We start from the raw sequence: 24756 nt of genomic DNA, 5'->3' as shown, positions 1-24756 counted from the left end.
TTTCGCATTACGAGACGCGCTCCACCGCAACCGCGATGCCCTGCCCGCCGCCGATGCACATCGTCACCAGCGCCCGCCTTGCTGAAACACGCACCAGCTCGTAGATCGCCTTGACAGTGATGATCGCGCCACTGGCACCGACCGGATGGCCAAGCGCGATGGCGCCGCCATTGGGATTGGTCTTTGCCGCCGAAAGCCCCAAATCACGCGCCACCGCACACGCCTGAGACGCGAATGCCTCGTTGGATTCGATCACATCGAAATCGTCGAGCGTCAGTCCGGTGCGGTCGAGCAGCCTACGTACCGCGGGGATCGGCCCGAGCCCCATCTCGTCAGGCTCGACGCCCGCATGCGCCCAGCCGATGATCCGCACCATAGGCTTTAACCCGTAGCGGGCGACGGCTTCGCCGCTCGCCAGCACCAGTGCCGCCGCCCCGTCATTTATCGACGAGGCATTGCCAGCCGTCACCGTGCCGTCTTTCTCGAACACGGGTCTCAATCCTGCGAGCTTTTCAGCAGTCGTTCCGGGCCGCACATTCTCGTCCACGTCGAAGGCGCGCTCGGTCTTGCCTTCCTTCACCGAGACGGAGACGATCTGGCTGGCGAAACGCTTTTCGTCGATCGCCCGGGCGGCGCGCGCATGGCTTTCGGCCGCGAACTCATCCTGATCCTGGCGTGAAATCTGCCGGCGTCGGGAAATGTTTTCGGCAGTGACGCCCATATGGCCATGGCCGAACGGATCACTGAGCGCGCCGGTCAGGGCGTCGATCGTTTGGGCATCGCCCATCTTCTGGCCCCAGCGTGCGAATGGCAGGAGATATGGCGCGCGGCTCATCACTTCGGCGCCACCCGCCACCGCCACGTCGCAATCTCCAAGCGCCACTGCCTGCGCGGCGCTGACGATCGCTTGCAGGCCGGAGCCACAGAGACGGTTGACGTTCATCGCCGGGGTCTCGATCGGCAACCCGGCCTTCAGCGCCGCAACGCGCGCCAGATACATGTCCTTCGCCTCTGTGTTGATCACATGCCCGAAAACGACATGACCGATCGCTGCCGGATCGAGGCCGGAGCGCCTGACGGCCTCGGCGGTGCAAAGCGCTGCAAGTTCCGTCGGGGGATGGTTCTTCAGCGCCCCACCGAACGCGCCGATGGCCGTGCGGGTGCCGCTGACGATGAAGATTTGTTTCTGCGGGCAAGTCATTTGCAAATGCCTTTTCAGGAATGAGGTATGTTGGAAACATGCTCCTCGGCCAATTGTCGGCCAAGCGCTGCGGCAACTACCATCATCGCTGCCGCCCGGGCGGCGTCCGCGCTGGAGGCATTGCCTTCAAGATGGCGTTTCTTGACGCCTTGAGTAATCGCAGCGAAACGGAAGGCGTGAAACGCCAGCCACATATTCCAGTCGTCGGGTAGCGTGAGCCCGCTTGACTGCACATATGCCCGGATGAAATCCGTTTCCGCAGGGATGCCGATCTCGTCGCGATCGAGCAAACCGAGGCCCTTCACGTAGCCGTTCCGCGGCAGGCGCAGCATCGTGCAGAAATAGGCGACATCGACCAACGGCGTACCGAGCGTCGAAAGCTCCCAATCGAGAATGCCGATGATACGCGGCTCGATCGGATGAAAGACCAGATTGTCGAGTCGGAAATCGCCGTGCACCAGCGCAACCTTCGCGTCTGTCGGCTGCCAGCCGGACAGGTGCCGAATCAGTTCCTCCATGTCGGGTACCGTCACGGTCTCCGAGGCGCGGTATTGTTCGACCCAGCGGGCGATCTGACGTCCGACGTAATTGCCGGACCGACCGTAGTCTGCAAGCCCCACCGCCGCCGGGTCGAGCCGCGCAAGCTCGCCAAGCACCCGGGCGATCTCGCCGTAATAGTCCCCACGCATTTCGGGCGTCAGATCCGGCAGCGCCGGATCCCAGAAAATCCGCCCATCGAGGAAGTCCATCACGAAAAAGGGCGTGCCGACGATCGTTTCATCCTCGCACAGCAGGCCCATCCCAGGCACAGGCACGGCCGTCTGACCGAGCGCCTTCATCACCCGGTATTCGCGCTCGACTGCATGCGCTGAACGCAAAAGTACGCCGGGCGGCTTGCGGCGCAATACGTATCTGCCGGAAGCGGCCTCGATCAGGAAGGTCGGATTGGACTGACCACCGGGGAATTTCCGGGCGGTTGCCGGGCCGCGGAAATCCCCAAGGCATTCTTCCAGGTAGGGAACAAGCCGGTGGAGATCGAGCAGGGCGCCACCCTCGCTGTCCGATACCTGTCTCCCCGCCTTCCCACTCATGACTTTGCCGCTCCATGCTGCTTCAGGAGCTGACGACCTAGGCTCATGAGGTGGACGGCATCCGGACCGTCTGCGATACGGATGGTCCGGGCATATTTCCATGCTTCGGCGAGGAACGTGTCTTGGCTGACGCCCATGGCCCCATAAAGCTGGATCGCCCGGTCGATCACGGTCTGGGCCATCATCGGCGCGGTGATCTTGATCATCGCGATCATATCCCGCGCCGCCTTGTTGCCCTCGCGGTCCATCTTGTCGGCGGCAGCAAGCGTCAGAAGCCTGGCCTGGGCGATCTCGCAGGCGCTGCGGGCGATATCCTCGCGCACGCTCCCCTGCTCCGACAAGGGTTTGCCGAAAGCGACCCGTTGCTGCGCTCTCTTGCACATCATCTCCAGCGCACGCTGGGCGCAGCCGACCAGACGCATGCAGTGGTGGATGCGGCCCGGGCCGAGCCGCCCCTGGGCAATCTCGAAGCCGCGCCCCTCGCCGAGTAGCATGTTGCCTGCCGGTACCCGGACGTTGTTGAACACGATTTCCGCATGGCCGTGCGGCGCGTCGTCATGTCCGAAAACCTGCATCGGCCGCACCAGCGTAACGCCGGCTGTCCTGGTCGGGACGAGGATCATCGACTGCTGCTTGTGGCTTTCAGCCGACGGATCGGTCTTGCCCATTACGATCATGATCTCGCAACGCGGATCGAGCGCGCCGCTCGCCCACCACTTGCGGCCGTTGATGACGTATTCGTCGCCATCGCGGTCAATCGAACAACGGACATTGGTGGCGTCCGACGAGGCGACTTCCGGTTCGGTCATGCAGAACGCGGAGCGGATCCGGCCGTCGAGCAGCGGCTCCAGCCACCGTTTCTTCTGTTCCTCCGTCGCATAACGGACGAAGACTTCCATATTGCCGGTGTCGGGAGCGTTGCAGTTGAACACCTCCGGCCCGATCAGCGAGCGGCCCATGATCTCGCTGAGCGGTGCATATTCGAGATTGCTGAGGCCGGCGCCGTGGTCGGATTGCGGTAGCCAGAGGTTCCACAGCCCTTGGCCTTTCGCGTTCGCCTTGAGCTCTTCCATCACCGGCGGAATGGTCCAGCGGTCGACAGCGGTCTCGACATGGTGATGATACGATGATTCGGCCGGATAGACATTCTCGTCCATGAAGGCCGTGAGGCGGTCGGCGATGGATGTGGTCTTCTGAGAGGGCGTGAAATCCACGGGAGATCTCCTGAAATTAAGACGTTTAGAAACCCTTCAGCAGGGCGCCGCCTTCGACGGCGAGCACCGAGCCGGTGATGAAACTACCGGCATCCGATGCCAGGAGCAGGATCGGGCCATCGAGCTCGTCAAGCGTCCCGAGACGTCGGGGGAACAGCTTCTCGACATAGCCCTGACCTTGCTGGCTATCGAAGAAATCGGCATTGATTTCGGTCTGGAAGTAACCCGGCGCGATGGCATTGACGCGCACGCCGGAGCGACCGAGTTCGAGCGCCATGGCGCGCGTCAGCTGCAGCACACCAGCCTTGGCGGAGGCATAGTTCGCCTGGTTCCTCTGCACCGCGAGCGCGAGAGCCGATGAAATATTGATGATCGAGCCCTTGCCGCGCCCGGCCATCCGACGCGCAGCAACCTGTGCCACCCGCCAGACCCCCGTCAGATTGGTCTCGACGACATTCGACCAAGCCTCTTCACTCATCTCCAGAAACGGCGCCGTGTCGGCGACCCCGGCATTGTTGATGACGATCTCGATCGGACCGAGGTCGCTTTCCGCCGTTTCGAAACACCTCTCTACACTGGCGCGATCCGTGACGTCGAGCTCGATGCTAAGCGCCTTTCTCCCCATCGCTTCGATGTCCCGCCGCACTTCCTCCAGCCGGTCGCGCCGGCGAGCGGCAAGGACGATATCGGCACCGGCGGATGCAAGCGTCAGCGCGAGATGACGGCCGATGCCGCTTGACGCGCCGGTGACGAGAGCCCGCTTTCCGGCAAGCGAGAAGCGTGAATTATCGTTCGATTCCACCAATTGGCCTCCATCTGGCAGGGCTTGATGCCCCTCAGGCTTGACGCTTAGAGATTGATCTTTTCCCGCAGCGAGCGCTTTAGGACCTTGCCGTTGGAATTGCGCGGCAGGCCATCTGTCAGGAACGTGACGAAATCCGGCACCTTGTAATCGGCAAGCATGCTGCGGCAGTAATCGCGGATACCCTTCTCATCGACATCCGACAGCTTGCGCTGCACGAACACATGCAGCTTTTCGCCGAGGACCGGATCCGGATGCGACACAGCTGCCGCCTCTACGACGTCGGGATGGCGCGACAGCACGTTCTCCACCTCGACGCTGTAGATCTTGTAGCCGCCACGGTTGATCACGTCGTTCTTGCGGTCGAAAAGCCGGAGCAGGCCATCCGCATCGATCGAGCCGATATCGCCGGAGCGCCAGTAACCGTCAACGAAGGAGGCACGCGTCGCCTCGTCACGCTCCCAGTAACCCCTAATCGTCATCGGACCGCGGATCCAAACCTCGCCCGTTTCGCCAGCGGGCATTTCCCGGCCATTGTCATCGAGAACCCGCACATCCGCACAGGGAACCGGTACGCCAACGCCGTCGAGACATTGCCGCGTATGGCCGATCGGCACGACGCTGATGATCGTCGCACATTCGGTCGATCCGTAGGCGTTGAGAAGATGGAGCGCCGGCAGCCGTTCTGCCATCGCCTCTATGCTTGCTTCCGGCATCGGCGCCCCACCGAAACCGCCGATCCGCCAGGCCGACAGGTCAAGCCCGTCAAGGTCGCCGCGCAGCAGAATGAGATTATACATCGCCGGCACGAGCACCGTCGTCGTCATCTTCTCGCGCGCCGCAAGGGCCAGATAGGCCGCGACATCGAAGGAGCGCATCATGATCACGCAGCCGGCCACCTGGATCATGCCAATAATGATCGCCACAAGACCCGTGACATGCGATGCAGGCACCGCAAGGATCGATCGCTCGCCATCCTCGAACTCCCAGCATTCCTGGAAATGCATGGAGGAATGCACGATGTTGACATGCGAGAGCACGGCGCCCTTTGGCTGACCGGTCGTTCCCGACGTATAAAGGATGACGGCATCCGCTTCCTCGGAAACGTTCACCGGATCGAAAGCCGGGACGTCGGCCAGAAGCTCGGCGAAATCCGTCGTACCGGCAAGGCTGCCGCCGACGGAGATCAGAAGTTTCAGGCTTGGCACCTGATCCGCTCCTGGAACCCGCTCGGCAAGCTCCGCCTCCATGATCAGCACACTCGCCCGGCAATTGCTGAGAATGAAGGCGATGTTCGGCGCAGCTTCCCTTGTGCCGACCGGTACCGAAACGGCGCCGATCCTGCTGATCGCCAAGAGCGAGATGATGAACTGCACCCGGTTGACAAGCAGAATAGCGACCCGGTCGCCCTCCGCGACGCCGCGGGCGGCGAGACCGGACGCGGCCTTTTGAACCAGACGATCGAGCTCGGCGTAGGACACCCGGCGATCGTCATCGACGATCGCTTCCGACTGAGGCGCCCGATCGACCGCCGCCTTGAGCATCGCGTTGATCGACTGCGGCCGATCGCTGTAACAGGGCACCACGCGCGAACCGAACAACAGCTCGCGACGCTTGGCAAAACGTTGTTTCCAAGTGAACACCAAGGGAGCCTCCTCTCTCCTTAGCCCGCATTGCGGCGGGCTTCTCGGCAGATCATTTCATATCATGAAATGCATGTCGTAGATTGACATAAACTTGATGCTGGATCAAGCCTGCGCACGCAAGGCACAGTGAAATCCTTCGCTCACCAAGTGTCGATAAACCGGCGGCGCCCGACTTCGCGCCTCTCCGGCACCGTCTCCAGGCTGCGGGCGATCCAGTGACGTGTCTCAGCCGGATCGACTACGTCGTCGACTTCGAGATAGGTCGCGACATTGAGGCCTTGCCGTGCTGGTAGAGGGTCTGCACCTTTTCGTCGAACAACGCCTTGCGCTCGGCCGGATCTTCTACAGCCTCCAGTTCCGTGCGATAGGCCAGTCGGACGGCGCCTTCGAGGCCCATGCCGCCGAACTCCGCCGATGGCCATGCGATCGTTGCAAGCCGTACATGCGTCGAACCGGCGGCCATTGCCATAGCACCCAGTCCATAGGCTTTTGGCAAAACGACGGTCAGCACCGGCACTGAAAGCCCACCGGCAACGACGAACATCCGGGAGACATGCCGCACCACGCCGGCCTTTTCCGCTTCCGGCCCGACCATGAAACCCGGCGTGTCGCAGAGCGAAACGATCGGCAGCCCGAACGCGTCGCAAAGTTGCATGAAACGCGCCGCCTTGTCGGCGCAGACAGCATCGATTGCGCCGGCCAGATGCATCGAGTTGTTGGCAAGGATGCCGACCGGTCTTCCCTCGATCCGAGCCAGTGCAGTGACCATGCCGGGTGCGAAGGCAGCACGAAGTTCCAGCACGCTGTCGAGATTACGGCAGCAGCCCCGATGTAGTTGGCGCCGAACCAATAGCGCAGGGCATCCGGTCCGTTGGGCAGCGCCAACAGAACCTTGTCACCCTGGCAGACATTCAGGTACTCCAGCCCGGCAGCGGCCTGACGGGTCTGCCGCAGCGTTTCGGCATAGGTCCATTCCTCGCCCGTGCCGAACACGACATAGACGTCATCCGGCTGCTCGGCGGCACGCTTTTCCAGCATGTAGCGCAACACGCATTCATCGGGCGAAGGTATGCGCGGATCCCGGCAGGACGGTGAGGCAGTCCGTTCGGCATACCGCATCAGCATGCCTGCAATCCACTAGCGATGACACGAAACATAGACCCCTCCTCCCAGACAGGAACTGTTTTCGTTGATGTTCGCCCATCAATGCACGGTCAGAAAATCGTGTCAACAGTCAAACCATCATTTCGCTTAGCAACACAAAGGCAAGCCCGACGATGGCATGAGGCACGTCGACCTAAACTAAACCGTGTTATCTGCTGACATGCATTTTGCTGCTTGGCAAAGCACAGATGGAGTGTTATCGCTTAGTATGCCTTGGGAGGAAAACGAGGCTGGGAGGAGCGATGTGACTACGTTCACTATCGGAAAGGCGTCGATAACACGCATCGAGGAAGTGCTGGAAAAGGGCTTTAAGCCGTCATGGCTGCTGCCGGGTTTCCACCCGTCTCTCTTCGAACACTACCCTTTGCTGGCGCAGACGAATTTTTATGACGCGCAGGACGACAGGGTAATGTCGAGCATCCATTCGTGGCTGCTGCGGATCGACGGGAAGATCATTCTGGTCGATACCTGTTCTGGCAATGGCAAGACAAGGGCATTGCCGCTGTTCCAGCGGTTCCACATGCTTGACCTGCCGTTTGTCGAAAACCTTGCCAAGGTGGGCGTCGCGCTCGAAGACGTCGATATCGTCTTCTGCACGCATCTGCACGTCGATCACGTCGGCTGGAATACGCGCATGCAAGGCGATGCATGGGTGCCGACATTTCCCAATGCGCGCTACATTTTCGGGCGCGAGGAGTACGAGCACTGGACCTCCGGCAAAGGGCCGGAAATCTTTCCGGAAAACATCCAGGTCATCGCTGACAGCATCACACCGGTCGCCGATGCGGGGATGATGGAACTGGTCAGCGACGGCCACGAGATCCTGCCCGGACTTCGGGTGGAAGCGGCGCCTGGCCATACCGAAACGCAGCTGATCCTGAAATACGAGGCACCGGAGGGAGCCTTCGTGATCTCGGCCGACTGCATCCACCAGCCGATCCAGATCTACGCGCCCGAACTCAATTCCTGTTTCTGCGAGAACCAGGAGGCAGCAAGGCAGACCCGCCGCAAACTGCTCGAATACTGTTGCGACAACAACGCCCTGCTGCTGCCGATGCATTTCGGTCCGCCGCACGGGGGCTACGTGCTCCGCGACAAAGACGGCTTTCGCTTCGAGCCCGCTGCAATTGCGACCCCACCCGCCATCCGATCTGCGCGAACCGGCTGACACCAGCCTGCGGGACCGATGGCGCCTGACGTCGCCGACGCAAACTTGATCAATTGAGGAGATGTGACGTGGGATACACGATCGCTGAGAAAATCCTTGCCCGGGTATCGGGTAAGGACCATGTGAAGGCAGGCAACGAGGTCATGGCCAAGCCTGACTATGTCATTGCCTACGATTTTCCCGGATATACGGATGTCTACTTCAAGCAGATGAAGGAAGACTTTGGCATCGACCGTGTCGCCGAGCCGGATCGCTATGCGATTTTCATCGACCATATGGTACCGGCAACCTCTCCCAAGGAAGAGGAACTGCATATCGGCACGCGCAAATGGTGCGCGGAAAACAACGTGGCACTCTATGAACGTCGCGGCATCGGCCACCAGGTGGCGGCCGAAGTCGGCTATGCTGTACCGGGCGCATTCGTCGTTCACTTCGATGGCCATATCAGCCAGCTCGGCACGTTCGGCACACTCGCCATAGGCATACGCCGCAATCTGCTCGAAGCTTTCGTGCGCGAACGCATCTCCATCAAGGTGCCACATACGGTGCGGGTCAACCTGCGCGGAACACTTGGCAAAGGCGTGATGGCCCGAGACGTCTTCCATCATCTCGTGCGTGAGATGGGGCCGTCCTCCTGTCGGTTCCAGGTGCTGGAACTTGGTGGTCCGGCATTGTCGCAACTTTCGACCGAAGGCCTGCAGACGATCACCGGCCTTGCCATGTTCACCGGCGCCGTCACGGCGATCGTCAATCCCGACGCCGAACGCCTGGAATATGCGCTCTCCCGGGCCAAGAAGAAGCTCGAGCCGGTCTATAGTGACCCGGATGCGGAATATTCGCGCGTCTACGACATCGATCTCGACAATCTCGAGCCCTTGGTCGTCATTCCGCCGACACCCGCCAATTCACGCAACCTTTCGGAATTCCTCGGCATTGAAATACAGACCGGCTATCTCGGCTCGTGCGCGTCGGGACGCCTGGAGGATCTGCGCATCGCGGCAAAAATCCTGCAAGGGCGACAGGTGAAGCAGGGTTTTCAGCTCAATGTCGTGCCGACCAGCCAGGAAATCATGGCAGCGGCCGGGCGCGAAGGGCTGTTGTCCATCCTTGCCGAGGCCGGCGCCTTTCTGTCGTCGCCAAGCTGCGACTACTGTTTCGGGCGTATCGGCACGATGACGGCGAACCAGCGTGCGGTGTCTACCGGGACACTCAACGTGCGCGGCCGCATGGGGAGCCCGGATTCGGAAATCTACCTCTGCAATGCTGCCACGGTCGCCGCGTCGGCGATCGAGGGGGCCATCGCCGACCCCCGCAAATATCTGTGAGTGACGCTCATGACACTGAAAAACCTGCGCGGCCGCGTTGCCTATATTTTCACGGAGATCAATTTTGACGTCGACCAGATCGTCGGCGTCAAAAATATTAAGATCACCGATGTCGACGAACTGGCCAAGGCGGCCATGCAGTCTTATGATCCGGACTTCCGTACCCATGTCAGACCCGGCGATATTCTCGTCGGCAATGAGAATTTCGGTTACGGGCATCCCCACTATCCGCCGATGCGCGCAATGCGCCATCTCGGTATTACCGGCGTCCTCGCCGAATCCTTCTCGCCCGGCTACTGGCGCGGCGAGATCAGCATGGGCTTCCCCCAGGCAAGTTGTCCCGGAATTCTCGGCCTCGTCGATCGCTGGGACGAGATCGAAGTGGACTGGCAGGCCAACGAAGTCCGAAACTTCACCAAAAACCGCTCGCTGCCAATCGAACCTCTGTCTTTTGCAGACCACGAGATGCTTGATGCGGGCGGTCTCGTCCCCTACCTGAAACGCCCCGTCGCCCCGATGTGAAAGGATTGTCCCAATGACACTCAGCAAACGCGATTTTCGTGACCGCCTGCTCAACCAGAAAACCGTCTGGGTCGCCGGTGCCTATGATGCCATGTCGGCCCGCTATATCGAGCAGGCAGGTTTCGAGGCGGTGATGACCAGCGGGTTCGGGGTCTCGGCCTCCTTCCTCGGCATGCCGGACGCGGAACTCTATACGATGTCGGAGAACCTTGCCGTTGTCCGCAACGTCGTCAATGCGGTCAAGTCTCCCGTTATCGCCGATATCGACACCGCCTATGGCAACGCGATCAACGCCATCCGGACCACCCGGGAATTTCAGGCGGCCGGCGTAGCGGCCGTGATCATCGAAGACCAGGTCTCGCCGAAGCGCTGCCCGATCTGCGTCGGCGGTGTAGAGATCATCCCGATCGACGAAGCGGTCGGCAAGATCAAGGCCTCTGTCGAGGCGCGCACCAATCCGGACATGGTGATCATCGCCCGGACCGATGCGGCGTCCCAGGAAGAGGCGATGACCCGCGCCAAGGCCTATGTCGCGGCCGGCGCCGATATAATCCAGCCGATCAGCAAATGCTTCAAGTCGATCGAGGGTCTGCGTGCCATGCGTCAGGCCGCGGGCGTGCCCCTCTCTCTGCAGATCCTCGGCTGGCTTGAGAAGGAGCTTTCGCCGGCCGAAATCGAAAGTGTCGCCGGCATGGCGACCTTCGCGCTTGTCCCGCTGATGACAGCTGCAAAGGCGCTGCAGGAAAACCTTGCCCAGCTGGTCAAGGACAAGACCACCCGCAACCTGCCGCGGCCAGTCGAAGCGCACGAGCCCTTCCTCGATTTCATCGGCTTCAAGGAGGTCGAGGACCAACAGCTAAGATATCTCAGCAACCAGCCGACCAATACCTGGCGCGCTGCCTGAGCAGACGCTTGTCCGGCTCTACGGCGCCCCCGCTGGGCGCCGTATTCGTTTCAGGCGCCAGTATTGCAAGAACGGACAATCTGAAGACCGGCATGTCGAAGACTGGGAAGGAAAACGGGATGACGAACACCACAGGGGTAAAGCCGCATTATCTCAGCCTTGAGACGGGCCAGTTGCGGCTGTGGCAGATCGGAAAGGGGCCCGATCTCGTCGCGCTTGCCGGACCGACACTCAGCGCCGAGCCGCTTGCCGAACGGCTGCACCGGTCGCTTGGCGGATACCGGGTTACGGTCTTCGAATTACCGGGAATCGGCGGTTCGGCGACGTTGGCGGCAGACAGCCTCGACGGCGTGGCGACATCGCTCGCGGCGGGGCTTTCCGCGCTCGGGTATCGATCTTTTGCCCTTGCCGCCTTCGAATTGGCAACCGCGGTACTGCCGATCCTGCAGCAGAAGCTTGTGCGCAGACCTGTCCGCACCGTCGCTATCGGCGCAAGCCGCGCCCAAGCCTGGGCCGACAGGCGCCTCCTTCCGCCGTCGCTCGAGCCGCGTCAGGACGGTACCCATCTGACCGCTCTCTGGCATCATCTGCGCGACAGCCACCTTCTGGTTCCATCGGACCCGAGCCAGCCTGCAACCGATGGCGAACCGCTGCCGGGTGTCGCCGAGCTTGATGCGGGCTTTGTCGCCTCGGCGGTTGCTCCACGGAAGTTTGCCGGCGTCTGGGAGATGCTGATCGACGGAATGGCCGGTCTCGATGCTTCCGCTGAGGTCGTCCATGTCGCAGCCCTCGACGGCTTGCAGGGCGCGCTTGGCGGTCTTTCACTGGAGCCGTCCGACATGCCGCTTCCGAAGACGGTCGCGCTGCCGGGTGACGTGATCTGGTACGACTATGTCGAGACCCATCGTGGCCGCGTACACCTTCGCCGCGCAGGCGGCCTTGGGCCTCCGCTTCTGCTGCTGCCGACCGGCGGCGGCTCGTCGGAGCAATTCTCGCCGGTGGTTCGCACGCTGTCGAAGGGCAGGCAGGCCTTCTCCATCGATTATTTCGGCAACGGCCTTTCCGACCGGCTCGACCGTGACGTGACGGTCGCCATGCTTGCCGAGGATGCGGCCGCAGTGATCCAGGCACTTGGCTTTGAGACCATCGACATCTGGGGCTCACATACTGGCTCGCTGGTCGGCCTGGAGCTTGCCATCCTTTATCCGCAACTGGTGCGGCGCGCCGTGCTCGAAGGACCGGTCTTCATCTCTCCGGATTTCCAGAGCGATCTCCTCGACAACTACTTCCCGCCGATCCGGGCGGACAAATGGGGCATGCACATTCCGCTCATCTGGAACTGGCGGCGCGACATGTTCATGTACTGGCCCTGGTACAAGGTCGATCGCAGCGTCGCGCGCCAGCTGGGCGTGCCATCGGCGGAACAGCTGCATCTTTACGCGATCGGCATTCTGGAGAGCGGCTCGACTTACGACCAGGCATATCGCTCGGCGTTCAAATACGACACGGCCAGCCGCCTGCCCTTGCTGAAACGTCCGGCGCTGATCTGCGCCGGCCCCAACGACATGCTGGTCAACGGCGTGGAGGAGGCCGAAAAGTTTGCCGTGCCGGGTGTCGAGACGCGGCTGACGCCGACCACGGTGTGGTGGCCGGATCCGGATGCCGCGCTCGCGGCAGAGACTTACGCGGTCTACGAAGAGTTCTTCAACCGCTGACGGATGGCTGCATCGAGCCTTGCCGTCCGGCTTTCAGATTTCGCCGCCAAGTCGGGAGAGACGCTAGACGGCGTTGGCGGCAGCGTAGGCCATGCCGATATTGCGGCTGTTGGCATAGCCGGTTACATAGGCCCGGAATTCGCTGCTCGCCGCAGCGTTGCCGATTGCAAAAAGGCCGGCAATCGCCGTGTCGTCCATGCGCTGGACACGACCACATGCATCCGTCTTCAGCCCGAACGTGCACATGCCGGTACCAAGCAGCCGCAGCTGCAGTCCGTAGAAGGGCGGCTTTTGCACCGATCCCAGATTGGCGTTCGGCTGATGTCGCAAGTCGCCGTAGCGTCGGCGCACGAAGGCAAGCGTGCCGCGGCCGAAGTCAGGATCTTCGCCCCGTTCTGCCGCTTCGCTGAACCGGTATGCCGTCTCGACAAGTGCTGCACCGTCGATCCCGAGCTTTTGCGCCAGCGCCTCGAGGCTTTCCGCCTGCACAACGGTGTCGGGATAATCACCTGAGGGCGACAGCCCCGCCAGCGGATAGGTCTGCCGGTACTGCTCGTCGAAAATAAGAAAGCACGGGAAATTGACCCAGCGCTTGCCGATCGGATCCCATTCGCGCAGCGCCTCGTTGATGCCGACGTAATAGCTTTCGTCGCCGAACCTTTTCCCATCCCGGTTGATGACCAGCGTATGCGGCAGGCCCATCACGTCAAACAGCTGCCGGCAAACCACCTGCTCGCTTCCCGGATGGACTTCACGTCGGTCGATGACGCCGCCCATGGAAAACTGCGGCCCGCAGCCACGCACGACGGCCGCACCCAGAAGCGTCGCCATGGACAGGTGGTCGCCTGCATTCGACGGCGGACCCGCATCAACGAAATCCGGCAACCCCTCTATATCGGCAACGTCTTTCGCCCAGCTGTAACCGCCGGTCGCAAAGATCACGCCGCGCCGCGCCAGAAATGTCCGGCTCATTCCATCCACCGTGGTCGCTTCGACGCCGGCAACCTTGCCGGCCCGAACGATCAGCCGGTTGACGCGGTGACCAGTGAGGCAGGGTATGCCGCGCTCAATCAATGCGGCGGCAACGAAGGAGCCGGAGAGCCCGGTCCCCATCGTCAGCAGGTCCTCCACGCGCCGCCGGGCAAAAAGCTGCTCCTTCTCATCCAGGCCGAGCGCGTCGTCGTACAACTCGCGGTGCCTGAGGCCGATTCGGTAATGCGGGCTCGGCATCAGCCGCTCCCGCCATTCCCCGAGCGCCGACGCGGAAACCGCGCTCTCGAACATCCGCCCCGACCCTACCGAGCCCTTTGCAGCCGGATAGAACACGTCCGGATTGCCTGCGACGACATCGAGATTGATGCCGGCTTGGCGAAAGTACTGCGCTGCCTCGACCATCGAGCCGATCATGGCCAGCCGTTTCTGCGGATCGGAACCCGTCTTCTCGCCTTCGACATGGGTCAGATAGTCATTGCCTGCCTCGGCGCTGTCCTGACCTATCATGCCCGGCAGCCAGCAAAGACCGCCGCTATAGGCAGCCCCACCCCCGACATAGGCCGAGCTTTCGAGGATCATCACGCTGAGGCCGCGATCATGGGCGCGGATGGCCGCAGCCATCCCCCCAAGTCCACCGCCGATGCAGATCAGATCGACGATCGCCGGCCGGTCATTGGGTTGCTGCAACGGATCTGCCATATCACTTCCAGAACGTATATCCGGCGCCTGTAACACTTGCCGGAAATTCAGGCGACTCTAGGAGAGATAGGCATCAAGCACTTCAGGGTTCTGCTTCAGCTCACCCGGCGTGCCCTGGATGACGATGTTGCCGCGTTTCATCACGTAGCCGTAGTCGCAGACGGACAGGGCAATGGCGGCGTTCTGCTCTACCAGCAGGATCGACTGTCCCTGTTTGTGCAACTGCACGATCGCCTGGAACACCAGATCGACGATCGCAGGCGCAAGCCCCATCGAGGGCTCGTCGAGGATCAACACCAGGGGCTTTGTCATGAGCGCCCGGCCGATCGCCAGCATCTGTTGTTCGCCGCCACTCATCAGGCCGGCCCGCTGGCGCCGGCGCTCCTTCAGCCGTGGAAACAGATCGTAGATCCTGTCGATAAGGTCCTGCTCGTCGGTACGCCCTGAAAAGCGGCTCAGTTCGAGGTTTTCCTCGACGGTCAGCGGCGCGACCACCATGCGGCCCTCAGGCACGAAGGCGAGACCGGCGCGCACGACGCTGTGCAGCGGCAGCTTCGAGATTTCCCGGCCGCCCAGCGTCACCGAGCCGCTGACCGGACGGTGCAGTCCGGCAATAGAGCGCAGCGTCGTTGACTTTCCAGCCCCGTTTGCGCCGAGAATCACCGACAGCGAACCTGGTTTCACCTCCAGATCGATTGAACGGACAGCCTGAATGGCGCCGTAACTAGCGGAGAGCTTGGATACGTTCAGCATCGTTTTTCCGTCCGAAATAAGCTTCCTGTACATCGGGATTGGCGATGCACGTTTTGGGATCACCTTCCGCCAGCAACCGGCCGAAATTGACTACGGTACAGGTGTCGCAGAATTCTGTGACGAGCCCCATATTGTGTTCGACCATCAGGATGGTCAGGCCACTGTCGCGCAATTCGTGGACCAGCCGCCCAACGGCACTGGCCTCGGAATGGTTCATGCCGGCAGTCGGCTCGTCGAGAAGAAGAAGCCGCGGATTGGCGCCGAGCGCGCGGGCGATCTCGATGCGCCGCTGTTCTCCATAGGACAATGTCTCGGCAAGCTCGTCGGCGCGGTGATCCATTGCCACCCGCTTCAACAGCTGGAGTGCATTCTCGCGGGTCCGCTTCCACGCCGCTCTTGCAGAGGGAAGGCCGAGGAAGGAAGACCACATGCTGACTTCGCGGGAGAGATAACAGCCCGTCATGACCTGTTCGAGAACCGTCATGCCGCTGAACAGCCGGACGTTCTGGTAGGTACGGCTGATGCCGAGATGCGCGATCTGCTGGGGAGCCATGTTTTCAAGGGCCTTGCCCTCGAAATGGATCTCACCTTCCGTCGGATGAAACAGGCCGGTGATTAGGTTGATCAGCGTTGTCTTGCCGGCACCGTTCGGACCGATCAGACCATGCACGCTGCCCGGGCGTACCTGCGCCGAAAGACCATCGACGGCCGAGACGCCACCGAACCGCTTGGCAACGTTCCTGAGTTCAAGAATGGGCGCGGGAGCCGCTAGTTCAGGCATTGGCCGCCTCCTCCGTCTGCTGCCGTTTCTTGGCGGCGCGGCGCAATCCTATCGCTCTCGGATCGATCAGTCCGCGCGGAACAAAGATCATGATGAGCAGCAACACCACACCCTTGGCGACATCCTCGATAGCCGGGACCAAGGCCTGGGTAACGACCGGCAAGGCCGTGAACACCAGAGCGCCGATGATCGGCCCGGCCCAGTGGAATGATCCGCCGAGCACGGCCGAGGCGATCATGGTGAAGGCTATGCCGATGAAATAGGTCTCCGGCGAGATGAACTGCAGCGTGAAAGCCAGAGCCGCGCCACCGATGCCACCGACGACGCCGCTGATGATGAAAGCGATGAACTGGATCTTGTAGGGGCTGATGCCCATGGTCGAAGCGACTGCCGCATCTTCGCGGACGGCGCGCGATGCAAGACCGTACCAGGAGCGGTGCATGCGGAAGAACACCAGCGCGACGATCGCAAGCAGGATCGAAAGGTCGAGTGGCGAAACGGTCAGCGGCACGACCATGCCGTTGACACCGCCGGTCAGCACCGGGGCGTTGAGTGCGGTGACGCGGGTGATCAGCACCAGCGCCAGGCTTGCGAGTGCCATCCAGTGGCTTTCCAGCCGCAGGAAGGCGGCCGCGACCAGCGCAGCGGCAATGCCGCCGCCGATGGCAGCGCAGGGAAACGCCAGGTACACGGAAATGCCGAGATGGGTGACCATCTGCGCTGCTAGAAATCCGCCCACGGCCGCAAAAACGACCGTGGTGAAGCTCAGCACGCCTGTCGACAAAACCGCATAGGTGCTCAGTGCGAAGAAGGCGTTGACGATGGCGAACATGAAGGTGCTGCCATACGCTGCCCAGAGGTCAAGAACTGTTTCCATCATCAGGCTCGCATAAAGCTGGTGCTGCCGAACAGGCCGCGCGGGCGGGCGATCAGGAAGACCAGAAGCAGAATGTAGGTGAAGCCGTCGCGGAATTCGGTCGAAATATATTGCGCAACGAAAACTTCGATGATCCCCAGCATGATGCCGGCGATGGCGGTGCCGCGCACGTCGTCATAACCACCGACGACGACTGCAGCGAACCCTTTCAGCATCAGCCCTTCGCCGAGCGTGAACGACACGTTCGAGGTGGCGATGCCGCCGAGTACGCCGGCCAGCCCAGAGGTTGCGCCAGCCAGGAACGCGGTCAAAAGGATTACGACGCGTGCGTTGACGCCACCGAGCCCGGCCGCCACTTCGTTCCAGCCAACGGCGCGCATGGCAGCGCCGAGCCTAGTCTTCTGAATCAGCAGGTAGATGCCTGCCGTACAGATCAGCAGCGACGCGATGATGATCACCTGCATCTGCGGGATCCTGAGCGGGCCGATGGCGAACATCTTGCTGGGATAGCTCGCTGCCGGAAAGGCAAGGCTCTGATGTTCCGTTGCAAAGCCTGCCAGGCTGTCGAGAATGATCCAAAAGGCAATGCTGGTGATCAGAGCGCCCAGCATGCCCGCCTTGCGTGAACGCAGCGGCTGGAAGCCGATCTGGTCAACGGCCATTGCCAGCAGACCCCCGCCGACAACGCCGGCAAGGATGGCAATCGGAAAAGGCACGCCGAACCGCTCAACGGCATAGTAGCCGATGATGGCGGCCCAGCTTGCATATGTCCCGTGCGCGGCGTTGAGGATGCCGAGCGTTGCGAAGACCAGACCGAAACCGATCCCGAAGAGGGCATAGAGCGAACCCAATGCCCACCCGTTGATCAGCTGTTCGATAAAGAGCTGCATGTCACTTCTGCTCCCAGGTGACCACCTTGCCGTCCTTCGACCAGTTCGCGATCAGGGACTTCTCGATATTCGCCTGCCCGGCGACCATCGGCAGGCCGCCATAGATGTTCGGTTCGATGCTAGTGATCTTAGCCAGGGCTTCGGCAAGGTCCTGACGGGTGGGCTTGCCCTCCAGCGATTTCAGACCCTGAGCGATGTAGTAGGCGGCTGTGTAGCCCTGCGCGGCGTAGGTATCTGGCAGGTCCTTGAACTTTGCCTGGTAACCGGCAATGAAGCTCTTGGCTTCCGGCGTGTCGGAGATTTCCGGCGCGAACGCGACAGGGAATGGAACGCCTGCCAGAGGTTCACCGATCTTCTTGAACACCGGTGCCGGCGAAATGACGTCGGAGGCCGTGATCATGCCCTCGAACCCGCGATTGCGCAGCGCGGCGATGATGCCGGCCGCAGGGGTCTGTGTGGTCCACACCATGATCATGTCTGGTTTGAGACCCATCGCCTGGGTCGCAGGCGCGGTGAAATCGGTATCGGCCGAGAGGATGCTGACGACGCCGGCCGTCTTAATGCCAGCCTCTTCCATAACCTTCTGAGCGGACTTGAAGCGGCCTTGGAAACCTTCGTTATCGGCATTGACGAAATAGGCGACGCTCTTCGGCTTCAGCTTTTCGGCCATCATTTTCGTCATCTTCACTTCCTGCGGTCCAGGAAGCGCGACGATCGAGGTCACGTAAGGCAGTTGCGGCAGGCCCGGCATGGTTGCGCCGTAAAGGACCAGCGGGATCTTGGAATTTGTCGCCACCGGGCGCACGGCACCCGCGACTGGCGAAAGGATGCAACAGGTTACAGCCAGGATGTTGCGGTCTGCGGAGAACTGCGTCAACGCCTGTACGGCGCGGGCCGCGTCAGAACCGCTTTCCTTTTCGGAAAGCTTGAGCTTGACCCCCTCGCCGACCCAGCTCTTGCCGTTAATTTCCTCGACCGCGAACTGTGCGCCGCGCTGATAGGAAATGCCCGCCGCCGCAAGGGGGCCGGTACTTTCGGTGACGAAACCGATGGAATATTCACCCGCTGCGGGTGCAGCCATGGCGCTGGCCGGAGCCAGGGCGATAGCGCTGCATGACAGCGCAAGAAGTGTCTCCCGGATAGCCTTCGGGCCTGTCGTCCACTGTCTCATTTTGCTTTTCCTCCCCAGGATTTGTCACGTTGACCAGAATATGTTTGAAGCCGGGGCTGACGGGCAACCTGATGAAAGGCCGCTTGCGTCCGCAACCCACCATCACCTTCCAACGTCTATTCTGCGGACCAGACGGTCCCCGCAGCTCCATCAGCACTCACCCGTTTTCCGGGATCGGTGACACGGATCCGCCTCACCGGACGTTTACACGGCCGGTTACCGGATAGACACGTTAGGTGATGTGACAGGCCAAACCCAGGACCGAAGCTCCTCCGACGGTCTGATGATTTGCCTGCTCCTCCTGACAATCAAGTTAGGTCTAGTATGAATGGGCTGTCAATACACAAAACGCATTTCATTAGATGAACCTCTGGGTCGAGCCGTTTCGGCTGGAGTGGGAGACTGCGGAGGCCAGGCAACAGCGATGCGCGCCGGAGAAAACCCTAGCGTTTCAGCCGGCGCTCGATCTGCTCGGCAGCGGACTGAAGCCGCGCTAAATGCACTGGTCGCCCCCTGCTGATCATCTGCGGCGTCAGGCCCGCCATGCTGATGCAGCAGACGATTTCGCCGTTGCGATCTCGCACCGGCACCGCCAGCGCCGTCAGCCCCAGAGAGACGTCATCGACGGCGCATTCCCAGCCGCGTCTGCGGATTTTTTCGAGCTGGTCTCTCAACTCCTCGACATCGGTGACGCTCTTTGGCGTCATGGCCACCGGCACGCGCTTCAGCACGCGGTTGATCTCCTGGGCCGGCTGATACGCCAGAAGCAGTTTCGGCGCACCGCCGCAATTGTAGGGCAAGGTGCCTCCAACTGCCCACCAGTGCACTTCGATGCCTTTCATGTCGTGGATGCGCTCGACGCAGACGACATCGCCCTCGTTATAAACCGAAATGAAAGCGGTGATGTGCAGGTCGGCGGCGAGCTCCGCCATCACCGGTAGCGCGATGCCACGCAGATCGAGATCGTCGGCTACGTTTGCGGCAAGATCGCGGACGGCACGCCCGAGCCGGTAGTGCTGAGTTGTTGGATCTTGCGCGATAAAGCCGCTTTCCATCAGCGTCAGCAGCAGCCTTCGGGTTGTTCCCTTGTCGAGGCCCGTACCCTGCGTCACCTCGGCGAGCGATTGCAGACCCTTGCCGGCGAAAGAGTTGAGGATAGCCAGCGCACGGGTTACCGCGCGAACGTTTTGCGTAGTGTTGGTCTTTTCCGTCATGCTTTCGCTGCCCGTATCGATCGATCTCGTCTTATGACTGCACCGCGGCGCACTTGCAACCACTGTTTCGCAGCTCTATAAGCCTACCGTGTTACCTGATGATCTTCAAGTTGTTCGTTGACATAACCAATGAACAGTGTTTCCTTTGACTGCGTCAGTCCAGCCGACACGCTCTGGAGAAGACGACGGGGTGTTCGCACCCGCCTCAGCGATCCGCCCAGCGGCGCCGTAGCCTTTCCGTTATCAACATGAAGATTGGGGGGAAAAACAAGATGACCATGACATCCCATGTCCGCGCCGACGACTTGCTGGCCGTCGATGCTCTGCAACGCAGCCTCGGCGACGACCGTGTTCTGGCCGACGCAGCCACCCGCGACTATTACGCGAACGATGTTTTCTGGCAGCCGGGCATTCCGCCGCTCGCCGTCGTCCTTCCCCATACCCGCGAGGAGCTTGCGCAGGCCGTCCGGCTGGCGACAGATCATGGCCTCGCCATCGTTCCGCGCGGCGGCGGCATGTCCTATACCAAGGGCTATCTGCCGGACCGCGCCGATTCCGTCGTCATCGATACCCGGAAGATCAACCGCATCGTCGAGATCAATGCCGACGATCTGTATGTCACGGTAGAGGCAGGCTGCACCTGGGACATGCTCAACAAGGCTCTGGAAGAGACGGGCCTGCGCAGCGGATACTGGGGGCCGCTATCAGGTGTCAACGCGACCATTGGCGGTGCCTTGTCGCAAAACAGCGCCTTCTTTGGCTCCGCGCTCAACGGAACGGTTGCAGACAGCGTGCTGGGCGTTACGGTGGTGCTTGCCGACGGCCGCACGGTGACAACGGGTTCCGGCGGGCGCAAGAACGCCAAGCCGTTCACCCGCTTCGGCGGTCCGGACCTGACGGGCATGTTCCTGGGCGACAACGGCGCGTTCGGAATCAAGGTCAGCGCCACCCTGCGGCTTGCGCCACGACCGGCCGAGACCGGTTTTCTCTCGTTCGGTTTTAAGACCATGGGTGCGATGGCGGCAGCACAGGTCGAGATGGCTCGGACGCGGCTGGTGTCGGAAGGTTTCGGAATTGACCGCAACAAGGCCAGCCATTCCGCCAGCGTCAACCGCATTTCGGACGGGTTGAAGACGCTTGGCAATGTTGCGAGAGCCGGCAAATCGATGCTTCAGGGGCTCAAGGACGCTGCAAACGTCGCCGCCGCCGGCACGGCCTTCCTGAAAGCACACAATTTCACGCTCCATATTGTCACCGAAGCAAGTTCCCCTGAAGGGCTAAAGGCGGGGTTGGCAACCTTGACGGCGATCGGAAACCGGCATGGCACGGAGATAGAAAACACCGTCCCGAGAGTGATGCGATCAAAGCCGTTCTCGCCGGTTCGCGGAATGCTTGGCCTTAACGGCGAACGCTGGGTACCGATCCATGCGGTTTTCGCGTTGAGTGACGCGCAGAAGGTTGTCGCAGCAAACGACGCCTATTTTGCCGAAAAGGCAGAATTCATGCAGAAGCACGGCATCCTCTATTCCGTGATGAGCATGACCGTCGGCAACGAGTTCTTTATCGAGCCCGCCTTTTATTGGACCGACGAGATCACGCCGCTGCATGCGGCAAGCGTTGGTGCCGACGTCGTCAAGCCATGGCTTGACCGCCCGGCCAACCCCGAAGCGCGTAATGCTGTGGTCGAACTCAGGCGCGGCTGCCAGGAACTGTATGCGGGGCTTGGCGGCACGAGCTGGCAGGTTGCAAGGGATTATCCGTTCGAAACCATCCTGACGCCCGAGACCTGGTCACTGGCGCAAGATATCAAGAAAGCGGTCGATCCAAGGGGCCTGATGAACCCGGGCTCGCTCGGCCTGGCAAGGTAGACCGCAAGGCAACTGGCCGGCGCCCGATCACGGCGCCGGTGCGACGGTTTGAGAAAGCGCCCCCTCATTGCCAGCTGACTGCCGGCGGCCGCTTCTCCACCGCATGAATGCGAGGGGTAAATCGATGCGGAGGCGATCCGGTCGATAGGCGTGACGGAAGTTACATATTAGCACTGGCGGGCAGAATACGGTGCTTGAAGGGCGATCCGGTGAAGCTTCTGAAAGAGCTGGAAACCGAGAACGCTCGCCCCAACGGGGCAGTTTCTGATCTGACCCGGACAAGATGATCCTTGCGGAAGCCGCCAGGGCAGAGTTCTAAGTCCCGCCCGCCGTAGTGCCTGTGTGGACCATGTCACTCCCCCGCCTTGATGGGATACGAACCGCCGACCATTAGTTCAACCGCTTTTTGGATGAAAATCGTCTCCTCCGAGGAAATGCTTGCTCTGCTCCCGTCTCGATCGCAGCGATTGGCCGTAAGAACGTTTCATCGCCTCCGCTCCGTCTGATGGTGACGGTTATCGGGCAGCGGGGAAAAGAAGGCGAATAGCGCAATTCATTCGCGTGAGGGGATCGGGATCAGACTGTCAGCCGCATGAACCTGCCACGCAGAAATCGGCCATCAGTCAATCCCTGAGTCTTGAGGACTAGGGCCGAGGCTGAAGCAGCGACTTACAGCCACGAAAACGTCAATGGTCTGTCTTATTCTTCGAGGAAAGGGTGTGAGATAGGTTGGCAGGCCACTCAGTGGCAACTGCAACCCGTTGAGCTCATAGTCCGTCTCATTTAGTGACACCACGAAATGTTCACGCTGGTTCGGATATTGACGTGATCGTTTCGTTTCGTCCAGGTAAAGATCTGGTTCCGGGCCAAACCGCAGTGGACGAGTATGCAGCTTCCAATCAAGGCAATTCTGGTCTTCCACACGGCGGCACGCACTGGCAGTATTTCGCACGCCGCTGCAGAACTGAGTGTTACGTCATCCGCCGTCAGCCAGCAGATCCAGGTCCTTGAAGTTCAGCTAGGTTTCAGTCTTCTCGCGAAGGCAGGCCGCGGCATTGCGCTGACGGAGGCCGGCGAACGCTATTTCTCTATGATCGCGGACCAGATCGAGCATATTGAGGAGGCCACTGGCACGATCCGCGGCTTTCGCTCGGTTGAGACCCTGACCATCCGTGCCACGCCGACGCTTTCCAACAAATGGCTGCTGCCGCGGCTGGGTGATTTTCTCGACCGTCATCCCGATATGGAAATTCGTTTGGACGGCACGAATGAACCGACCGACTTCAACCAGGAACTGGTCGATCTCGAGCTGCGCCATGGGGACGGCCGCTGGCCGGGTCTCTTTGTCGAGGGGATCGCCGAAGAACAGTTCTATCCCGTCTGCTCTCCCGACTATGCGGAAGCTGGCAGCCAGGCGCCGGACGATCTGCTGAAGCGGCGCCTCATCCATTCAGCCAAATCGCAGGCGCAGTGGACGACCTGGTTTCCGTTGGCCGGGATCACGCCGCAAGAACGCTGGCGCAGGGTGCTCTTCGATCGCAGCCATATGGCGATCGATGCTGCCGTGCGCGGCATGGGGATCGCGCTCGAAAGCACGCTGATGATGGGAGAGGAATTGAAAAGCGGACGGCTTGTCTGCCCGGTCGCCTCACCCCCGGTGGTCCGGATCGTGACGCAATGGATCGTCTGCCCCCGCGATCATCTGCGCCAGAAGAAGGTGCGACTGTTTCTCGACTGGCTGCGGGCCGAGCGGGAAACGTGGCAATTGGCGCACCCGCTCGGTGCCATGACGGCCTGAGCTTTCCGTTCGCTCAGTAGAGACCCAGAAGCCGGATCGGCGTCAAGGTCAGCTGCGGGAAGAGCACGAGCGCAAGGATAGCGCCCACAAGGATCGACATCGGCGCGAGCGAGCCCTTAATGACGTCTTCGATCGACATCTTCGCAACCTGCGCCACGGCGAAGAGACATACACCCACCGGCGGCGTGACCTGACCCAACGTCAGCGTAACGACCATGACGATCAAGAAATGGATGGGATCGACACCAATCGAAACCGCCGGGGGTAGAAGCACAGGTATCAGGATGAACATCGCGGCGATGGCATCCATGAACATGCCAACCACGATCAGGAACAGGAAGATCAACACCAGCGCCATGGTTGGTCCCGTGCTTATCGCATTCAGGAACATCGCAAGGACGACCGCGAGGCCGACCGGCGCTGCCCCATGACCAGGATAGGCGCGTTTTCTTCCGGCGGGACGAGCGGCATGGCGAACAGCACTGCGTGGGCGGACGTGCCGATCGTATCGAGCAGCAGCGGCGGGAGGTCGTCTTCGATATCATCGGGCACGGGGAGCAGGCAGTTTTCCGGCACCGGCACATATTCGGCATAACCGCCCGGCCGGTTCCAGCCGATCAGACTGGAGACCTAGAGGCACATCTGCGTATCGCCGGCCCGGCAAGCCTCGCAGTGATCGCAATGAAGCGGTATATAGAGGACGTTGCGTTCGCCATGGCGTGGATGGCCCAGCTGTTCGGACTCCAAATATTGTTGGTTCCGCAGTTCACGGGGGACTTCATGCCCGGCTTCCTGGGTGGCCAGAATGGCGGCGAGGCGACCATGAATTGTCATTTCGGCCGTCAGCCTTGCTGGCCGAGCGTGAGCAGCAATGGATGCTGTTACAAGTTTCAGTGGTTGCGGGGGCAGGATTTGAACCTGCGGCCTTCAGGTTATGAGCCTGACGAGCTACCGGGCTGC

At 61.3% G+C, this 24756-nt stretch carries 20 protein-coding genes and 3 pseudogenes; 7 read left to right on the top strand and 16 right to left on the bottom strand.

The features are described from left to right. Nucleotides 1-7 precede the first annotated feature (7 nt). The 7 genes and pseudogenes from IFT59_RS13360 to IFT59_RS23430 form a co-directional block, all read right to left on the bottom strand. Nucleotides 8-1201: an acetyl-CoA C-acyltransferase family protein gene (locus IFT59_RS13360; RefSeq protein WP_192087190.1), complete on the bottom strand. Its 1194-nt coding sequence runs from the start codon at nt 1199-1201 to the stop codon at nt 8-10. Between the two features lie 14 nt (nt 1202-1215). Continuing rightward, complete coding sequence (locus tag IFT59_RS13355; RefSeq protein WP_192087189.1) at nt 1216-2292, bottom strand: phosphotransferase; 1077 nt, start codon at nt 2290-2292, stop codon at nt 1216-1218. Then, the gene (locus tag IFT59_RS13350; RefSeq protein WP_192087188.1) at nt 2289-3506 is read right to left on the bottom strand and encodes an acyl-CoA dehydrogenase family protein; all 1218 of its coding nucleotides are present in this window, start codon (nt 3504-3506) and stop codon (nt 2289-2291) included. Before IFT59_RS13350 ends, IFT59_RS13355 begins: the two co-directional genes overlap by 4 nt. Nucleotides 3507-3531: 25 nt before the next feature. Next, entirely contained in the window at nt 3532-4308 is a 777-nt protein-coding gene (locus IFT59_RS13345; protein WP_192087187.1) for an SDR family oxidoreductase, read from the bottom strand. 47 nt (nt 4309-4355) lie between these two features. Beyond that, nucleotides 4356-5951, bottom strand: coding sequence for a class I adenylate-forming enzyme family protein (locus IFT59_RS13340; protein WP_342366098.1), 1596 nt, complete (start codon nt 5949-5951; stop codon nt 4356-4358). Between the two features lie 143 nt (nt 5952-6094). Then, nucleotides 6095-6762, bottom strand: a pseudogene (locus IFT59_RS13335) (carboxyl transferase domain-containing protein); the annotation flags it as partial. Nucleotides 6763-6776: 14 nt separating this feature from the next. Continuing rightward, a pseudogene (locus tag IFT59_RS23430) lies at nt 6777-6992 on the bottom strand (AMP-binding protein); the annotation flags it as partial. A gap of 370 nt (nt 6993-7362) precedes the next feature. Here IFT59_RS23430 and IFT59_RS13325 point away from each other — a divergent pair. The 5 genes from IFT59_RS13325 to IFT59_RS13305 all read left to right on the top strand — a co-directional run bounded on the left by IFT59_RS13325 (nt 7363) and on the right by IFT59_RS13305 (nt 12752). Beyond that, nucleotides 7363-8286: an MBL fold metallo-hydrolase gene (locus IFT59_RS13325; RefSeq protein ID WP_192087186.1), complete on the top strand. Its 924-nt coding sequence runs from the start codon at nt 7363-7365 to the stop codon at nt 8284-8286. A gap of 68 nt (nt 8287-8354) precedes the next feature. Beyond that, nucleotides 8355-9611 (top strand): aconitase family protein, encoded by a 1257-nt coding sequence (locus IFT59_RS13320; protein WP_192087185.1) that lies wholly within the window; start codon nt 8355-8357, stop codon nt 9609-9611. Between the two features lie 9 nt (nt 9612-9620). Further along, on the top strand, nt 9621-10133 hold the full coding sequence (locus IFT59_RS13315) for a 3-isopropylmalate dehydratase (RefSeq protein WP_192087184.1): 513 nt from the start codon (nt 9621-9623) through the stop codon (nt 10131-10133). Nucleotides 10134-10146: 13 nt separating this feature from the next. Beyond that, nucleotides 10147-11037: an isocitrate lyase/PEP mutase family protein gene (locus IFT59_RS13310; RefSeq protein ID WP_192087183.1), complete on the top strand. Its 891-nt coding sequence runs from the start codon at nt 10147-10149 to the stop codon at nt 11035-11037. A 119-nt stretch (nt 11038-11156) separates the two neighbouring features. Next, nucleotides 11157-12752, top strand: coding sequence for an alpha/beta hydrolase (locus IFT59_RS13305; protein WP_192087182.1), 1596 nt, complete (start codon nt 11157-11159; stop codon nt 12750-12752). 63 nt (nt 12753-12815) lie between these two features. Here IFT59_RS13305 and IFT59_RS13300 read toward each other — a convergent pair whose 3' ends face one another. From IFT59_RS13300 to IFT59_RS13270, 7 genes are all read right to left on the bottom strand, one after another. After that, nucleotides 12816-14444, bottom strand: coding sequence for an FAD-binding protein (locus IFT59_RS13300; RefSeq protein WP_192087181.1), 1629 nt, complete (start codon nt 14442-14444; stop codon nt 12816-12818). Between the two features lie 57 nt (nt 14445-14501). After that, a complete protein-coding gene (locus IFT59_RS13295; RefSeq protein WP_192087180.1) occupies nt 14502-15197 on the bottom strand; it encodes an ABC transporter ATP-binding protein in 696 nt (231 codons plus the stop codon). Next, on the bottom strand, nt 15169-15978 hold the full coding sequence (locus IFT59_RS13290; RefSeq protein WP_192087179.1) for an ABC transporter ATP-binding protein: 810 nt from the start codon (nt 15976-15978) through the stop codon (nt 15169-15171). Before IFT59_RS13290 ends, IFT59_RS13295 begins: the two co-directional genes overlap by 29 nt. Continuing rightward, complete coding sequence (locus tag IFT59_RS13285) at nt 15971-16855, bottom strand: branched-chain amino acid ABC transporter permease (protein ID WP_192087178.1); 885 nt, start codon at nt 16853-16855, stop codon at nt 15971-15973. Before IFT59_RS13285 ends, IFT59_RS13290 begins: the two co-directional genes overlap by 8 nt. Before the next feature lie 2 nt (nt 16856-16857). After that, nucleotides 16858-17745, bottom strand: a complete 888-nt coding sequence (locus IFT59_RS13280; RefSeq protein WP_192087177.1) for a branched-chain amino acid ABC transporter permease — start codon at nt 17743-17745, stop codon at nt 16858-16860. A 1-nt stretch (nt 17746) separates the two neighbouring features. Then, entirely contained in the window at nt 17747-18916 is a 1170-nt protein-coding gene (locus IFT59_RS13275; protein WP_192087176.1) for an ABC transporter substrate-binding protein, read from the bottom strand. 443 nt (nt 18917-19359) lie between these two features. Then, nucleotides 19360-20130, bottom strand: a complete 771-nt coding sequence (locus IFT59_RS13270) for an IclR family transcriptional regulator (protein WP_192087175.1) — start codon at nt 20128-20130, stop codon at nt 19360-19362. A 272-nt stretch (nt 20131-20402) separates the two neighbouring features. Between IFT59_RS13270 and IFT59_RS13265 the strand changes: the two genes are divergently transcribed. Together IFT59_RS13265 and IFT59_RS13260 are read left to right on the top strand one after the other, a co-directional pair. After that, nucleotides 20403-21998 (top strand): FAD-binding oxidoreductase, encoded by a 1596-nt coding sequence (locus tag IFT59_RS13265; protein WP_197978106.1) that lies wholly within the window; start codon nt 20403-20405, stop codon nt 21996-21998. A gap of 886 nt (nt 21999-22884) precedes the next feature. Then, nucleotides 22885-23796: a LysR substrate-binding domain-containing protein gene (locus IFT59_RS13260; protein ID WP_192087174.1), complete on the top strand. Its 912-nt coding sequence runs from the start codon at nt 22885-22887 to the stop codon at nt 23794-23796. 13 nt (nt 23797-23809) lie between these two features. Here IFT59_RS13260 and IFT59_RS13255 read toward each other — a convergent pair. Continuing rightward, nucleotides 23810-24208: pseudogene (locus IFT59_RS13255) on the bottom strand (TRAP transporter large permease subunit); the annotation flags it as partial. Next, the gene (locus IFT59_RS23115) at nt 24178-24348 is read right to left on the bottom strand and encodes a hypothetical protein (protein WP_249407590.1); all 171 of its coding nucleotides are present in this window, start codon (nt 24346-24348) and stop codon (nt 24178-24180) included. The pseudogene IFT59_RS13255 and the gene IFT59_RS23115, both read right to left, overlap by 31 nt. Nucleotides 24349-24756 lie beyond the last annotated feature (408 nt).

It is taken from the genome of Rhizobium sp. CFBP 8752 (assembly GCF_014842035.1).
Classification (GTDB): Bacteria; Pseudomonadota; Alphaproteobacteria; order Rhizobiales; family Rhizobiaceae; genus Neorhizobium; species Neorhizobium soli.
This window is presented reverse-complemented; position numbering and strand designations above follow the sequence as displayed.

Bases quoted from the DNA above. Each gene is read 5' to 3' on its own strand.
- IFT59_RS13360 (WP_192087190.1), bottom strand. From the start codon at position 1,201: ATGACTTGCCCGCAGAAACAAATCTTCATCGTCAGCGGCACCCGCACG.
- IFT59_RS13355 (WP_192087189.1), bottom strand. From the start codon at position 2,292: ATGAGTGGGAAGGCGGGGAGACAGGTATCGGACAGCGAGGGTGGCGCC.
- IFT59_RS13315 (WP_192087184.1), top strand. From the start codon at position 9,621: ATGACACTGAAAAACCTGCGCGGCCGCGTTGCCTATATTTTCACGGAG.
- IFT59_RS13310 (WP_192087183.1), top strand. From the start codon at position 10,147: ATGACACTCAGCAAACGCGATTTTCGTGACCGCCTGCTCAACCAGAAA.
- IFT59_RS13305 (WP_192087182.1), top strand. From the start codon at position 11,157: ATGACGAACACCACAGGGGTAAAGCCGCATTATCTCAGCCTTGAGACG.
- IFT59_RS13300 (WP_192087181.1), bottom strand. From the start codon at position 14,444: ATGGCAGATCCGTTGCAGCAACCCAATGACCGGCCGGCGATCGTCGAT.
- IFT59_RS13295 (WP_192087180.1), bottom strand. From the start codon at position 15,197: ATGCTGAACGTATCCAAGCTCTCCGCTAGTTACGGCGCCATTCAGGCT.
- IFT59_RS13290 (WP_192087179.1), bottom strand. From the start codon at position 15,978: ATGCCTGAACTAGCGGCTCCCGCGCCCATTCTTGAACTCAGGAACGTT.
- IFT59_RS13285 (WP_192087178.1), bottom strand. From the start codon at position 16,855: ATGGAAACAGTTCTTGACCTCTGGGCAGCGTATGGCAGCACCTTCATG.
- IFT59_RS13280 (WP_192087177.1), bottom strand. From the start codon at position 17,745: ATGCAGCTCTTTATCGAACAGCTGATCAACGGGTGGGCATTGGGTTCG.
- IFT59_RS13275 (WP_192087176.1), bottom strand. From the start codon at position 18,916: ATGAGACAGTGGACGACAGGCCCGAAGGCTATCCGGGAGACACTTCTT.
- IFT59_RS13270 (WP_192087175.1), bottom strand. From the start codon at position 20,130: ATGACGGAAAAGACCAACACTACGCAAAACGTTCGCGCGGTAACCCGT.
- IFT59_RS13265 (WP_197978106.1), top strand. From the start codon at position 20,403: ATGACCATGACATCCCATGTCCGCGCCGACGACTTGCTGGCCGTCGAT.
- IFT59_RS13260 (WP_192087174.1), top strand. From the start codon at position 22,885: ATGCAGCTTCCAATCAAGGCAATTCTGGTCTTCCACACGGCGGCACGC.